General features: G+C 43.6%; 14 protein-coding genes. 5 read left to right on the plus strand and 9 right to left on the minus strand.

Annotation, left to right across the window (positions count from 1 at the left end; genetic code table 11):
- Positions 1 to 115: 115 nt before the first annotated feature.
- The 3 genes from IOD06_RS02330 to infA all read left to right on the plus strand — a co-directional run bounded on the left by IOD06_RS02330 (position 116) and on the right by infA (position 2,428).
- The gene (locus IOD06_RS02330) at positions 116 to 1,201 is read left to right on the plus strand and encodes an asparaginase (protein ID WP_227669847.1); all 1,086 of its coding nucleotides are present in this window, start codon (positions 116 to 118) and stop codon (positions 1,199 to 1,201) included.
- 44 nt (positions 1,202 to 1,245) lie between these two features.
- Positions 1,246 to 2,085 (plus strand): tRNA pseudouridine(38-40) synthase TruA, encoded by an 840-nt coding sequence (gene truA, locus IOD06_RS02335; protein WP_194618905.1) that lies wholly within the window; start codon positions 1,246 to 1,248, stop codon positions 2,083 to 2,085.
- Between the two features lie 121 nt (positions 2,086 to 2,206).
- On the plus strand, positions 2,207 to 2,428 hold the full coding sequence (gene infA, locus IOD06_RS02340) for a translation initiation factor IF-1 (RefSeq protein WP_021814850.1): 222 nt from the start codon (positions 2,207 to 2,209) through the stop codon (positions 2,426 to 2,428).
- A 377-nt stretch (positions 2,429 to 2,805) separates the two neighbouring features.
- Here infA and IOD06_RS02345 read toward each other — a convergent pair whose 3' ends face one another.
- The 6 genes from IOD06_RS02345 to leuC all read right to left on the minus strand — a co-directional run bounded on the left by IOD06_RS02345 (position 2,806) and on the right by leuC (position 9,230).
- A complete protein-coding gene (locus IOD06_RS02345; RefSeq protein ID WP_194618906.1) occupies positions 2,806 to 4,062 on the minus strand; it encodes a L,D-transpeptidase family protein in 1,257 nt (418 codons plus the stop codon).
- Between the two features lie 434 nt (positions 4,063 to 4,496).
- Positions 4,497 to 5,600, minus strand: a complete 1,104-nt coding sequence (gene leuB / locus IOD06_RS02350) for a 3-isopropylmalate dehydrogenase (RefSeq protein ID WP_194618907.1) — start codon at positions 5,598 to 5,600, stop codon at positions 4,497 to 4,499.
- A gap of 180 nt (positions 5,601 to 5,780) precedes the next feature.
- Positions 5,781 to 6,497, minus strand: a complete 717-nt coding sequence (locus IOD06_RS02355) for a hypothetical protein (RefSeq protein WP_194618909.1) — start codon at positions 6,495 to 6,497, stop codon at positions 5,781 to 5,783.
- 126 nt (positions 6,498 to 6,623) lie between these two features.
- The gene (leuD, locus tag IOD06_RS02360) at positions 6,624 to 7,274 is read right to left on the minus strand and encodes a 3-isopropylmalate dehydratase small subunit (protein ID WP_194618911.1); all 651 of its coding nucleotides are present in this window, start codon (positions 7,272 to 7,274) and stop codon (positions 6,624 to 6,626) included.
- Between the two features lie 47 nt (positions 7,275 to 7,321).
- On the minus strand, positions 7,322 to 7,786 hold the full coding sequence (locus IOD06_RS02365; RefSeq protein WP_194618913.1) for a hypothetical protein: 465 nt from the start codon (positions 7,784 to 7,786) through the stop codon (positions 7,322 to 7,324).
- A 25-nt stretch (positions 7,787 to 7,811) separates the two neighbouring features.
- Positions 7,812 to 9,230, minus strand: coding sequence for a 3-isopropylmalate dehydratase large subunit (gene leuC / locus IOD06_RS02370; RefSeq protein WP_194618915.1), 1,419 nt, complete (start codon positions 9,228 to 9,230; stop codon positions 7,812 to 7,814).
- Positions 9,231 to 9,697: 467 nt separating this feature from the next.
- Here leuC and IOD06_RS02375 point away from each other — a divergent pair, with 467 nt between their 5' ends.
- Both IOD06_RS02375 and putP read left to right on the plus strand, forming a co-directional pair.
- On the plus strand, positions 9,698 to 10,570 hold the full coding sequence (locus IOD06_RS02375) for a LysR family transcriptional regulator (RefSeq protein WP_010199853.1): 873 nt from the start codon (positions 9,698 to 9,700) through the stop codon (positions 10,568 to 10,570).
- A 523-nt stretch (positions 10,571 to 11,093) separates the two neighbouring features.
- Positions 11,094 to 12,593: a sodium/proline symporter PutP gene (gene putP, locus IOD06_RS02380; RefSeq protein WP_194618917.1), complete on the plus strand. Its 1,500-nt coding sequence runs from the start codon at positions 11,094 to 11,096 to the stop codon at positions 12,591 to 12,593.
- Between the two features lie 149 nt (positions 12,594 to 12,742).
- Here the strand turns inward: putP and IOD06_RS13700 are convergent, their stop codons facing one another.
- The 3 genes from IOD06_RS13700 to IOD06_RS02390 form a co-directional block, all read right to left on the minus strand.
- On the minus strand, positions 12,743 to 12,949 hold the full coding sequence (locus IOD06_RS13700; protein ID WP_320157419.1) for a surface lipoprotein assembly modifier: 207 nt from the start codon (positions 12,947 to 12,949) through the stop codon (positions 12,743 to 12,745).
- Positions 12,867 to 13,109 (minus strand): surface lipoprotein assembly modifier, encoded by a 243-nt coding sequence (locus tag IOD06_RS13705; protein ID WP_320157420.1) that lies wholly within the window; start codon positions 13,107 to 13,109, stop codon positions 12,867 to 12,869. Before IOD06_RS13705 ends, IOD06_RS13700 begins: the two co-directional genes overlap by 83 nt.
- A gap of 120 nt (positions 13,110 to 13,229) precedes the next feature.
- Positions 13,230 to 14,669, minus strand: coding sequence for an outer membrane protein transport protein (locus IOD06_RS02390; RefSeq protein WP_194618919.1), 1,440 nt, complete (start codon positions 14,667 to 14,669; stop codon positions 13,230 to 13,232).
- Positions 14,670 to 14,871: the final 202 nt, after the last annotated feature.

The following is a 14,871-nucleotide window of genomic DNA, read 5'->3' on the forward strand; positions in this document are numbered from 1 at the left end:
TTTTTTTTGCATTTAGCCTTTATACTATCTATCATCATATTACCTATCATTACTAAGCTCTCTCGTCTCTTTTTTTGCCTCCCTTGACTGTGCCAATATTATGCCATCACCTGCTATGACAAAAAACTTATCCGACCCCATTCAACTCATTTATGCTGGTGGCACTTTTGGTAGCTACGGACGACCCTTAGCGCCTTTATCAGCAGAAATATTTTTACCCACATTGCAACAAATGCTAGTTGAGCAAGATAGTTCGGGCAATCTACCTCAGATTTCATGGCTCGACAATACCCTAATTAAAGACAGCAGCCAGCTCACGCCCAGCGACTTTATACATTTTTACACGCTCCTGATGAACGCCTATGCACAAGGTGACAGACGCTTTGTATTAATCACTGGTACTGACACTTTAAGTTATTTAGGGGCGTTTTTAGCGGAAGCTTTTGCTGGCAGCGATATTTGTGTCGTTGTGACTGGAAGTATGCGCCCATTGTTAGACAGTGAGGTTTTGCATAACTATAGCATCGATGCTAACAGTGACGCGTGGGACAATCTGACGGACGCCTTAAAACTGGCAGCAGCTGGTGAATCTGGTGTTAAGATCTGCTTTAGTGGCGAGTCATGGCCAGCACAAACGGTGCAAAAGATACACAGTCACGATCTGATGGCATTTACTGGACATTCTCGAGCCGCTTATCCGGCCAATAGCTATATCAGAACGTTACCAGATACACGACGGCAGCATTGGCTGGATGACCAGTACGATATAATTGATGCTATTCAAAGTCGCGCTGAGCAAGTACGCATCCATGCTTTATACTGTTTGCCTAATGACACTGAGGTGATGAGCAATCAGCTACAAGCATTATTGTCGCAGCCGCCATCTGGCATTATGCTATTGGGGTTTGGTGCAGGCAATGTTCCTTATTCAGACGCATTAGCATCAGCTCTACAGCTTGCTTATGAGCATGGACATATGGTCATATGTGCCAGCCAATCGCCTTTTGGCGGAGTGAGTGACAGTTATGCTGCGGGTAGTTGGCAGTATGACTATCATGTGATAGCCGGTGGGCGCTTAACGATTCCCGCTATTTACGCTCGCTTATTGTGGCTATTACTGCGTTATGACAGTCCTGCAAGGCGTCGACAGCGCTGGTTAAATAATGTCACTCAAGCTGGTACGACCATCAAAAAACGCTAACTGACCACTACCTCCTACTCAACTGTATACATTCTGAACATACCATGACTGAGATTAAGCATATAGCGTCTGACGATTCACCCATTTATACCTTAGCGATTGCGGTTGAGTTTTTGGGTACTCATTACCACGGTTGGCAACGTCAACGAGAAGTGCTCGGCGTCCAACAAGCGCTAGAGACTGCCATCGGTAAGGTCGCCAATGAACCGGTAGAAGTAATCGCTGCTGGTCGTACCGATGCCAGCGTGCATGCCAGCAATATGATTGCCCATTTTACTACCCGCGCTTATCGACCTTCAAACAATTGGTTGCGCGGCGTCAATAGCCTGCTGCCCGATGACATCGCCCTGCGCTGGATTCAGCCGATGCCAGCGGACTTCCATGCGCGCTTTGGCGCCATTGCTCGCCGCTATCGTTATATTACTCTTAATCAAGCACAGCGCCCCGCTATTTTGAATCATCAAGTAACGCACATCTATGAGCCACTTGATTTGGCAGCGATGCAGTTAGCTGCTGCCGATATCGTTGGTATTCACGATTTTAGCAGCTACCGCGCTGCCGCTTGTCAGTCTAATCAGCCGATACGAACCGTCAGTCATGCTAGGTTATTTGCTCATGGCCAGTTTATCGTTTTTGACATCCAAGCAGATGGCTTTTTGCACCACATGGTGCGTAACTTGATGGGCACCTTATATGCCATCGGCAAGCACCATCTAGAACCGGCAGATTTTTTACGTATTTTAGCCAAAAAAGACCGTACGATTGCACCGCCTACCGCCTCTGGAGATGGTTTATATTTCATTAACGCCTACTATCCTGAACGATTCCAGCAGTTATTACCGGATGCCCCTCTGACGCCCATTTGGTTGAATTTACCTGACTAGATTGATATAAGCTGGTATACATAACGGTTACAAGCTGTCAAGTAAAAACCTATGGCTGTATTGCTTTAATCAGCAAACTTACGTATAATGTCGGCTTATTTTTAATTGATTGATACAAATTATGGCAAAAGACGATATTATTGAATTTGAAGGCGAAGTTATTGATACCCTTCCAAATACATTGTTTAAAGTTCGTTTAGAAAACGGACACGAGATCATTGCGCACATCTCAGGTAAGATGCGTAAGCATTACATTCGTATCTTGACTGGTGATAAAGTTAAGGTCGAAATGACACCTTATGATTTGTCCAAAGGTCGCATTACTTATCGCGGCAAAAACTAATACGATTATCAACTAGAATGGTTATAACAGCATTTGTATCAAGACGTTTCATTAATAAACGGTTTTGGCTAATATAAATTCTTGAGTGGTTTAACTGATAATAATAATGACACTGCTAACCTACTCATTATTGCCTATCATATTCTAGTTGCTAGTTTTGCCATAAAAAATACCGCTATTTAACAGCGGTATTTTTTTGTCTGGCTTTTAGGATTATCTAGCGCGGGTCTTTATTTATACCAAACCCAAAAAGTACGATTAGCGGTGTCAAACTTGTTCAGTCTACAATGCGTAGCACTTACACTCGTTTTCCTTGCTACTCTAATTTTTATGAATGGTATTAGACCCTGTTAATGACACGCCCTAATACTGAACCGTTACTTAAACTCTACTGTCGCGCCATTTTGAATGACGCCTAACAGCGCTAACGCATCCCAGTTAGTCAAGCGCACACAGCCTGCTGAGGCTTGGCGACTGATACGAGCAGGATCTGGCGAACCATGAATACCATACGAAGGTTTGCTTAGCCCAATCCATACCATTCCCACAGGATTATTAGGACCGGGAGGAATAATCGCCTTACTGCCGTCATCGGCAGTATAGGTATAATTGGGCTCATGCACTTTTACTTCTACGGTGTGCGTGCCTGTTGGCGATGGTGTCGCCGTGCTACCTACAGTGGTTGGATAGCTGGCAACCAAATTGTCCTGGGCATCATAAGCATAGAGCGTTTCGGTCACTCTATCAGCGACCACGCGGCTGACAGGCTTGGTATTAGGGTTGCCAGGATTGTAGACGGTGATGGTTTCGCCTGCGCTAAAACTGGCAGTGGGATTGAGCGATTTTAGATACTTTTCACTAATATGAAATTTTTCTGCCAGCCCTTCGGTCACACTTTCGTAATACATCCCCTCGAGCTTGGCTTTTTCTTTTGCCCCTGCTGGGATAGTGGTGGTTTTAATATTAACGTCCGCCTCAGTCAGCTGATAGCTCACCAATACTGGTTGCGCCATCAGCTTGTCGTTTTTAGTTAATGCTTGCCACGTTTCTGTATTCAGCGTTTCTGTGACCGTCAAGCCATTGGCTTTTTGAAATGCTTGCATGGCTTTGCGGGTATTTTTGCCCCAATAGCCGTCAACAGGACCCACGCCACTGTGCTGCCAATTTAATAATGCTTGTAGCTTGGTGCCAGTATTGCGATTAATATTCATCCCCGCCTGCCAATTGGCGCTATTCACTTTTTGAGCAATCTCTGGTAAATTTTCTGTGCTATATTTAATCGTGGGTAAAAATTTATTCAGTGATACGGTAGTTTTACTCTTGCCTGTCAGCTTTTGACTAACGCCATTGGTCACTGGACTCATGTCAGTGGACTTATCTTTCACTGTACTACCAGTCGCTTCCATGGCAGGTGTATTGGTAGCAGACTTATTAGTAGCAGATTCATTAGCAATAGTGCTGTTAGTGCTGTTAGTGCTGTTAGTGTTAATAACATTACTACTGCTACTTGATGGCGTGCTTTCATCGGTCGCTGTCATATTTTCAGTGGTTGCTGCCACGCTTTGACCTATGAAAATAGTGGTTGATAAACCGATCGCCAATAACGCAGTGCTTATTTTTGTCAATTGATACATGTGGTGCTCCTAAAATTATTATTTGCCTTATCAAAATTTCTTTATCAAGTTTTATTGCTCTAATCTACTATTAATCTCTATCGTTTTAATTCTTTATGAGCAGTCTTTGCATGAATAAAGGTTATTACTGCTTGCTGATAAGTTGTTTATATTGCCATATTCCCTTGTGAGCATATAACAGCTTTGTGTTACTAAGCGCCTTATCCTGCGGTGTCTGTGTTAATACGACGTCCATTTGACTAAAATACATTAGGCCGTGTCCTCATTTTTAAAATGAGGACACGGCCTAATGTATTTTTCGGTACTTTTTTTAAGTCCAGCTAAATCCTTGGCGCATAAAAAACCCATAAACTGCTGAGCAATTTATGGGAGTTAATATCGAAATAAGACAGCTAAAATATGGTGGAAACCTTAGCAGCTATTAGCGTGGTTTTTTATACCAATTTAGCCAACACCGCTTGCCCCATTTCTTTGCAGCCTACTTGTTTTAAGGCGGCTTCACTGGCATCTAGAATATCAAGGGTGCGCAAACCATCATCAAGAACATCACTGACTGCCTGCTCAATCGCTTGGGCAGCTTGTTCTTGCTTAAAGGTATAGCGTAGCATCATCGCGACAGAAAGAATCGTAGCTAATGGATTGGCTTTGTCTTGACCAGCAATATCAGGGGCTGAACCATGACATGGCTCATACATACCTTTGCCAGCGGCATCAAGACTGGCAGACGGTAGCATCCCGATAGAGCCCGTCAACATAGCCGCTTCATCAGACAAGATATCGCCGAACATGTTACCCGTTACCATGACATCAAACTGTTTGGGATTTTTGATCAGCTGCATACAAGCATTGTCAGCATACATGTGCGATAACGCCACATCGCTATAGTCCGCTTGCTGCATCTCAATCATTGTCTGCTTCCACAGTTCAGTGACTTCTAGGACATTGGCCTTGTCTACCGAGCAAACTTTGGCTGGCGTACCTGCTGCCTGTGCGCGTGTTTGCGCCAATTCAAAAGCGACCTTACCGATACGCTGAATCTCACTGGTGCTATACACCATGGTGTTATAGCCTTGTTGCTCGCCGTTTTCCAATGTTCGGATACCGCGTGGCTCACCAAAATAAATACCGCCCGTCAATTCCCGGACAATCAGTAAATCGAGACCTGAGATAATCTCAGGCTTGATACTAGAGGCATTGACAAGCTGCGGATACAGCTTTGCCACACGTAGATTGGCAAACAAACCCAGCTCACTGCGAATTTTAAGCAGGCCACGCTCAGGGCGTTTGCTACGCTCGATACCATCCCATTTAGGTCCACCAACTGCACCTAGTAATACGGCATCAGCAGCACGCGCACGTGCTAGTGTCTCATCTGGTAAAGGCTCACCCGTTGCATCGACTGCCACCCCACCGATTAATCCAGTTTCAAGGGTCAAACCTAACGAAAATTTCTTATTAATCGCTTCGAGCACATCAACAGCTTGAGTCATGATCTCAGGGCCAATACCATCGCCCGCTAATGTTAAAATCGTTGCCATACTGATCCTTTTGGGTAAGTAAGTTTTTATAATAGGTACTGCTAGCGCTGTATTACCGTCTTCTACAAAACGACCACTATCGATAATAGACCACCATCAATAATGATAGCCATCACAGAAGAGGTTGTTGTCTTTAATTAAGCTAGGTTTTGCAGAACCATCCAATTGAGAGTCTAGGTATCAAGCCACGGCTTTTAATGGAGCGGACTTTTTCTCAATAATACTGGTCTCTACAAATTCCCCTTGATGCTCAGCGCCCAGCTGTTTACAAAAGCGCCGCTGCAAATTACTGTCTTGCGACAGCTCAATGCATAAAGGCTCAGGCGATGCCGTGTCTAATAAGCTCCCTGAGTTGTCGCTAGATTTTTTTTGATAAGCATGTAACTGATAAGTGCCTGGCTCGACGAAATCATGAATAATCGCAAAACGTTCAACATAGCCGACGTTATTTTCTGGATAGAAATTTACCTGTACTTCGCGTTTTGCAGGTTTAACCCGCGCGTAGTAATTGGTCAGTCCTGGCATACCAGAAGCAGATAACGGAACGATTTTGACAGCACCTTCATTAGAAAGTGGCGTCATGTCGATGTTCATCTGTGCTCGTGCCCGCTGATCGGTTTTATTCATAGGCATGAGAACCAGCATGTCAGGACTGACCGGCTCGTGGGTATCCGGTGCAATCACTAAGGTTTTATCTATCTGCACAATTTCGCAGTGGTAGGTGCCTATGCAAGAAATATTCACCTCACCCGTGATAGGTTGAATATTTCCCACTCGTACCTTTGCACTATCTGCCTTGTCTATTTGTTTATAGCCCGTCAATGACTGACAGCCTGTTAACAATAAGCTTACAGCGACAGCCATACTTGTCCAGACAGCATAACGTTGTTTATTCATAATGACGGCTACTATTTAATATGGAAGATAAGTTACCCTTCATTCTAGCCAGTTCATCACGATAACTCAACGCTGCGTTACTATTGTTCATCGGTTTTTTATAGCCACTGGTCTATGAGTTACTCTCTACGCGCGTACTTCATTGAATATCCAAGGCGTTTTTTGCATCATTTGATGCTCGTAGTCTTTGATAGCATCACTTTGCTGTAGCGTTAAGCCGATATCATCCAACCCATTTAGCAAGCAATGTTTGCGAAATTCATCGACTTCGAAAGGATACTCTTCCCCAGTTGAAGTAATGACCACTTGGCGCTCAAGATCGGCGGTTAGCTCATAGCCTTCGTTAGCAAGCGTATCTTTCATTAGGGTATCTACAATTGCCTCGTCCAAGACAATTGGTAGCATGCCATTTTTAAAACAGTTGTTATAAAAAATATCGGCAAAGCTTGGCGCAATCACCGTACGAAAGCCGTATTCTGACAATGCCCACGGCGCATGCTCACGACTAGAACCACAACCAAAGTTGCGGCGTGCCAGTAAGATAGTCGCGCCTTGATAACGCGGCTTGTTTAAGACAAAGTCTGGGTTAATCACTCGCGTGCTATTGTCTTGACCCGGATAGCCTTCGTCTAGATAGCGCCAATCATCAAATAGATTGACACCGAAGCCAGTACGTTTAATAGACTTCAAAAACTGCTTTGCAATGATTTGGTCGGTATCGACGTTTGCGCGATCGAGTGGGCAAACGATACCTGTTTGGGTGTTATAAGCTTGCATGGTTTTTCCTTAAAATATCGATTACTAGCGTAAAATTTTCTGGCTGCTTAATACAGCTCAAAAGAGCGTGCCATTTGCTTGACTATCTTAGTCATCCTACCCGTTTCATTTTTGGAATAGTTCAGGTGTAGGACAGCTTCCTTACCGTCATCAACCTTAATAACATGATAGAAAACTTGACCGTTTTCCCTGTAGCCGCTCACTGTATAGGTGTTATCTTTTAAAAGCTCGTAAGTAACTGTGGTATCTGTCTTATATCGATGTTGCTTCTCTTTCAGATAATCGCTATCTGTATAAAAGAAGACATTTGGTGTATAACTGCCAAAGATTAAAATATCGGCATTGGAATTGGACAACTTAAAATGGCGTCCATCTCCATTATCTGCCTCAGGTAGCCATTTTAGTTGGTCAGGCACATCGACACAGTAGGCAAATTTTGCATTACAGTATTCAAGAGCCATCGCTAACTGAGCGCTGCTCAATAAGCAAAATAAAACAAACAGCCTTTTCATTTTTATGCTCTATAAAGATGTAAAGTTAAAACGTGCGCACATCGACAAAGTGTCCTGCCAATGCGGCGGCGGCTGCCATTGCTGGACTGACCAAATGCGTACGACCACCATTACCTTGACGACCTTCAAAATTACGGTTAGAGGTCGAGGCACAGTGCTCTTGTGGCTCAAGCTTATCGGCATTCATGGCAAGGCACATTGAACAGCCCGGCTCGCGCCATTCAAAACCAGCCTCAGTAAATAAGGCATCCAAGCCTTCTGCTTCGGCTTGTAGTTTAACTTGACCAGAACCCGCCACAACGATGGCTTCTTTAATATTGTCTGCGACTTTACGACCTTTAATCACGGCGGCGGCATCGCGCAAATCTTCGATACGCGAATTGGTACACGAACCAATAAAGATACGATCAAGCTGGATGTCAGTGATTTTTTGGCCAGCATCTAAACCCATATAGGTATAAGCACGTAACCAACCTTCTTCTTGCGCTTCATCGGCGGCTTGATCAGGCGTCGGTACTGACTGTGTGATATCAACAACCATTTCAGGAGAGGTTCCCCAAGAGACTTGTGGTGCTATTTGACTACCATCCAGCTCAACCACCGTATCAAATACTGCGTCATCATCTGAATACAAGGTACGCCAGTAAGCTTCCGCTTGCTCCCACTGCTCAGTGGTTGGTGCATAAGGACGGCCTTTGACATAATCAATGGTCGTGCCATCGACCGCGACCATACCAACGCGAGCACCCGCTTCGATTGCCATGTTACAAACGGTCATGCGACCTTCCATACTCATGTCTTCAAAGACTTGCCCTGCAAATTCAATGGCATGTCCTGTCCCGCCAGCGGTACCAATTTTGGCAATAATAGCAAGTACCACATCTTTTGAGGTCACGCCAGCGCCAAGCTTACCCGTGACACGGATTTGCATATTTTTTGATTTCTTTTGAATCAAACACTGCGTTGCCAACACATGCTCGACTTCTGATGTGCCGATACCATGCGCCAAACAGCCAAGTGCACCGTGGGTTGCAGTATGCGAATCACCACAAACCACGGTCATACCAGGTAAAACCAAACCTTGCTCAGGACCAACCACATGCAAGATGCCTTGACGGGCATCATTGATGGTAAATTCAGCAATATCAAACTTAGTGCAATTTTCATCTAAGGTGAGTACTTGTAAACGCGACACTTTATCCTTGATACCTGCGACGCCTTCTAGACGCTCCTTGGTCACCGTTGGCACATTGTGATCGGGGCTAGCGATGTTAGCCGACAGACGCCATGGCGCTCTATTGGCCAGATGCAGACCTTCAAAGGCTTGTGGACTCGTTACTTCATGCAGTAGATGGCGGTCGATATAAATCAGGCTCGAACCATCATCACGCTTGGTGACTTCGTGAGCATTCCAAAGTTTGTCATATAACGTTTGACCGGCCATGTTGCTATCCTTTATTAGTTGCTAATCACTGAATCTATTTACCCGCTCACACAACAGCAAGCGAGGTCATTATTGAAATTTTTATCTAATTGACACTTTTATCTAAAGACACTCATTTTATTCATAAAGTGACGTTATATTACTGACGCCTTTCATAATAAACTTATTGTTTATCAAAAATATTTTTCACAGATCATACTTATTAAATTGGTCTATCACACATCTATATCAACACCAATTGATGGGTTTTCAGGTAAATTGATAAAACTGGCCATCAATACAGGCGTTAAACGGCTAATTACCAAGTTAATAGAATAAATACGTCTTGATACCTTGTGATTATAGCAGGCTAATCCTATAATAATAATTGATGATTTTTACGTAGTCGCAAACTTTTATTTCTAATACATTGTGACTAGGTCAGCCAACTTTTATTTATAGCTCGCTACGCAGCTAAGGACATCGGTTTGAATACCACAAATTTGACGACATTCGTCACTGTTATGCACACAGGCAGCATCTCAGGCGCAGCAGAAAAGCTCTTTATTACTCAGCCTGCTGTCAGTAAGCGCATCAAAAATTTAGAAGATGAGTTTAACATTACGTTGTTTGATACGGTCGGTCGCGGTATTGTGCCGACTCAAGCCGCTAGTGAAATGCTGCCGCACGCCAAGCGCTGGCTCGACGATTATGAGAACTTCAAAATCAATTTACAACACTCTCAGCACATCGTGTCGGGTAAATTGGTCATTGGCACCAGCCACCATATTGGCTTGCATCATTTGGCTCCTGTGCTCAAGCACTTTATTCAAGCCTATCCTGCGGTGCAGTTAGAAGTTCATTTTGTCGACTCTGAAACGGCGCACAAGGCGGTGTTAGATGGTGACTTATCATTAGCATTCCTAACGTTGCCACCTGTCTACGATAAGCGTTTGACGTATCACACGCTTTGGTCAGACCCACTCTACTTTATGACCGGCACTCTATCGCCTTTAGCGACCAAAGCCAATGTCACTTTAGAGCAATTGGCCCGCTATCCCGCTATTTTGCCCTCTGCCAATACTTTTACCAGCCAAATTACCTTAGCTGAGTTTGCCAAGCATAATCTAAAACCTTATGCCACCATGAGTACCAACCCACTTGAGTCCATTCGGATGTTGGTTTCTGTTGGCCTAGGATGGTCAGTATTACCTCAAACCTTGGTCAGTCAAGATTTAGAGCGCATCAATATGGCAGATAATATTGAGCTACAGCGTTACCTCGGTGTGGTTATCAATCCAAAGCTGACTCGCTCTAGTAGCGTGACTGCCTTATTAGACTTGCTTGCCCCAATTGATTGAACGGCTTTTAGTAAGTAGCAAATGATGGTTTAAAACCGAGCTTGGCTTTGTATAAAGCTTTACTTTACAAAGCCAAGCTCGGTTGTTCGCATTTTTAACAGCCATACGTTATAATGCGTTTGGCTTTGTTTTTTATAACATAAATTTACCAGAATAACACTGATAGTCATATTTTGAAGACTTCGAGTAATATATGATGGTAAACAGTAGGTTTAATGGTTTTAAATGATTGATTATATAAGTGAGTAGCATTTGTAAAAAACTAGCAGATAAGGGCGATAGACAAGATTGCGATTGAGCCACGCTTGTTGTCCTCTAATCACTATTTTATGAATATTACTTTTAAAACAGTATCAATCATATAAAACTAACAGAAAATACTGACTAAAAGTCAAAAGCCATTATGTCCTACTTAATGGCTTTTTTTGTCTTTAAATATTTTTTATAAACATCATCTTGTGATGACTTAATTTTATATAGTTAAAATAATTACAGCCAACAACGTTGGTTAAGGACAGTTTATATGAATGGGATTTCTAGTGGCGTGCTGATATCGTTGGGCGCCTACTTCTTAGTGATGATTGGGATTGGCATTTACGCTTATTTTAAGCAAGCCAATGATACTGAAGGCTACATGTTAGGAGGACGTAATTTAGGTCCCGCAGTCACTGCATTATCAGCAGGGGCGTCGGACATGTCAGGTTGGTTGCTCCTTGGCCTACCAGGCTATATGTATGCCGATGGTGTCGTAAGTATGTGGATCGCACTTGGTTTGACACTAGGTGCCTTATTGAACTATATCATTGTGGCACCGCGCCTTCGCGTTTATACCGAAGTCGCTGACAACGCGATTACCTTGCCGGACTATTTCGCCAACCGCTTTGAAGATAAATCGCACATGCTGCGTGTCATATCAGCAATCGTTATCATCTTATTTTTCACCGTTTATACCGCCGCAAGTCTAGTAGGTGGTGGTAAACTCTTCGAAAGCTCACTCAACTTATCATATAGCACGGGCCTTTGGGTAACTGCTGGTGTCGTCGTTGCCTATACCCTATTCGGTGGTTTCTTAGCGGTATCGATGACTGACTTTGTACAGGGCGTCATCATGTTATTTGCAATGGTGATCGTACCAGTTGTTGCCTTTACAGATCTTGGCGGTATATCAGCAACGACTGAAGCCGTTCGAAACATTGATCCAAGTTTATTAGATGTCACCAGTGGCATGACTATCATTGGTATTATCTCATTAATGGCATGGGGGCTTGGCTACTTTGGTCAACCACATATCATCGTTCGTTTTATGGCGATACGTTCGGTCAAAGACGTACCAATGGCCCGTAATATCGGTATGAGCTGGATGGTTGTCAGCTTAATTGGTTCTTTAATGACAGGTTTTGCTGGTCGTGCTTATGTACAAAAAACCGCAATGACCTTGGATGATCCTGAGACCATATTCTTAGTCTTTACACAGTTTTTATTCACACCGCTGGTTTCAGGGTTTTTATTAGCCGCTATTTTAGCTGCGATTATGAGTACCATTTCATCGCAGCTATTGGTGGTATCAAGCTCGCTGACTAAAGATGTCTACAAGCTATTCTTCGATAAAGATGCTCCTGAAGCACGCCAAGTACTAGTGGGTCGTATCTCAGTTGTAGCGGTAGCCCTCGTATCTATCTTGCTCGCCTCTGATCCCGATAGCTCAGTATTGAGCTTAGTTTCTAACGCTTGGGCAGGATTTGGTGCAGCATTCGGACCCTTGGTTATCTTCAGCCTAATCTGGCGCGGTATGAACCGTAACGGTGCGGTCGCTGGTATGGTAATTGGTGCCTTAACTGTTATCCTGTGGATCTATGGTCCTTTCGAGATGAATGGTATGGCATTAAATAGCTGGTTATATGCTATCGTTCCAGGCTTCATCTTAAGTACCATTGCTATCTTCGCGGTTAGTATTATGACTGGCGGTCCAAAACCTTCAGTAACTGCTAAATTTGAAGAAATGGAACTGAACCTTAATAAATAAGTAAATAATCTTATCACTATCAAAAAACCTCGCCATGATTGGCGAGGTTTTTTATTATGAGCAATTATATTAGGGTATGTTCTCATTTTAAGAATAGCAATGGAAATGAATATATGCCCTAGCTAAATACACGCCCTAGCTATAAGGTATTAAAAGGTCTTGGTTAACAATATGGTTGCCGACTTCTCATCGCGATCATCATAATAATCAAAGTTACTGGAAGTCTGATCATAATCAAATACCAGTCGCGGTGTCAGACCATATAGAGTCAAGTCACGCTTCCAGACTTGTAAGCCTAATGAGGTGGTCTTGTCTTGTCGAGCCAACTTTACCACCGACAGCATTGTAATAGCCATTCAAAGCACCACTACCTGCTGGATAAGCATCCGCTGGATCATCGTACTCTTTTACAGCGTAGCCCGCTGTCGTTAGGGTAGAAATACCTCGCTTCCACTCACGACCCCAACCAACGTTTACAGAGTTGCGGTCATAGCTGATAATGCTAGATTTGGGCACATCATTTTGGTAGTCATGTGGCTTTGATAGTTACCATCATTTTCTTAGAGTTTTCCAATAAAAAAGCGACCTATTACAGGTCGCTTTTTTATTATCTGCTAATTAACAAGTGTTCACTAATTACTGCGCTTGATAAGAAAGCTTCACGCCAGCGATATAGCCATCATTGTCTTGGAAATCGGCAACGATTTTGTCAGTTGGTAGAGCGCCTTGAGCATCACCAAACCATAAGTATTTGCCACCAGCTGATACTGCCCAGTTTTTGGTGACGTTATACTTGGCGCCAAGACCAACACTATAGTAGCCATCGACAGGACCTAATGAAGTAGTCGGATCACCAGCACCGCTATCCCAACCAACCGTACCACTAATGGCAAGTGCTGGTGCTACACGCTTAGCCAGACCCAGCTCGACTTGCCACTGATCATCTTCATATTCAACCAAATCTAAACCGTCATCGCCATAAAGACCACTGCTTATGCTAACTGCATTGTATAATGGAGGGGTAATGACAAAATCACTCCAAGGCACCCAACGTACTTTTGCGGTGGCTAATGTAGTTGGATTGATACCGGTTTGGAAGTCAAAGTTGACTGATTTAGGAGTGGTGATCTCGTAGTCACTGCTTCTATTTGCTGCTGCTTCCGCTTGTGCTGGAGAAGCTCCTGCTCCAAGAGCTCTAAGACCTGCTAGCGGATAAGTCTCAGATATTTGTATATCGTGATCGATCTCAGAACGATAAGTCAATGCAGCTTTCAAAGCGATTTCAGGCTTACTGAAAGACACACCAGCGATATAGCCATAGTCCATATCAGGGTTACTGGTCGAAGTGTAACCTGTAGCAGGGCCATAAGCCAATCCACGTAATTTCGTATCAGCTTGAATACGCTGTGCTACTGGACCACCATAAACTTGGAAATTCTTATTGGCACCAAACTTCATACCAAGTAGACCTGTCAAACTTTGGCTACGAACCTCTACATTGGTGTTTTCACCTGCATTGCCTGCCTCAGCTTGAGCGATTGCGCCTACAGTACTAAGATTTGTAATTTGTTGCACGATGCCTGCTCTTACTTCTGCATCAGGTTCTGCTGCAGCTTGAGCTCTCAAAGCATTTATTGTAGGACCAAGCGTTGCACCATTGAATTGACCATTAGTCAGTTGCTGGATAGACGCGTTTTGATCACCCTTCGATACAAAATTGCTATCGCCTGTGTACTCGGCAGCTGCACCAAAAGGCTCATCGTATAAAATACCAATACTGAACGTATCGTTGATGTCAGTTTTTACGCCATAGCGGAAAAAATCATAAGCTTCAGCGATATCACCCGTGTCACCACCTTCGACATAGGTATTACTAGAAGGAACATTGTTAGCACTGTCTTTACCACTGACATCAGCGTCAATATAGGTATAAACCGCTTCGGCATAAGTCCCATCTTGAAAGAAAGCAGTGACGTCCTGACCTGAACGATCTAGACCGGCAGCATGCGTCATGCTGGCTACAGAAATAGTAGCAATAGCTACCGCAAGGGTTTTTAAGTGAAAGGTAGCGCGCATTATGTATCTCCAAACATCCTAGTTGTTTAACCGTCCTACGAATCTAAAATTGGCCATGGTGCACGCAAATTTAAATTATAAAAACAGTGTCCTGATTTCGATAATAATGGCTTTTTGACACTAAAACAACACTTAAAGCACTTTATTTCCTAAATATGACTGAACAGTACAGATTACATGTAACTGACAAACTAAACACTTG

It is taken from the genome of Psychrobacter sp. N25K4-3-2 (genome assembly GCF_015351755.1).
Taxonomy (GTDB): Bacteria; Pseudomonadota; Gammaproteobacteria; order Pseudomonadales; family Moraxellaceae; genus Psychrobacter; species Psychrobacter glaciei.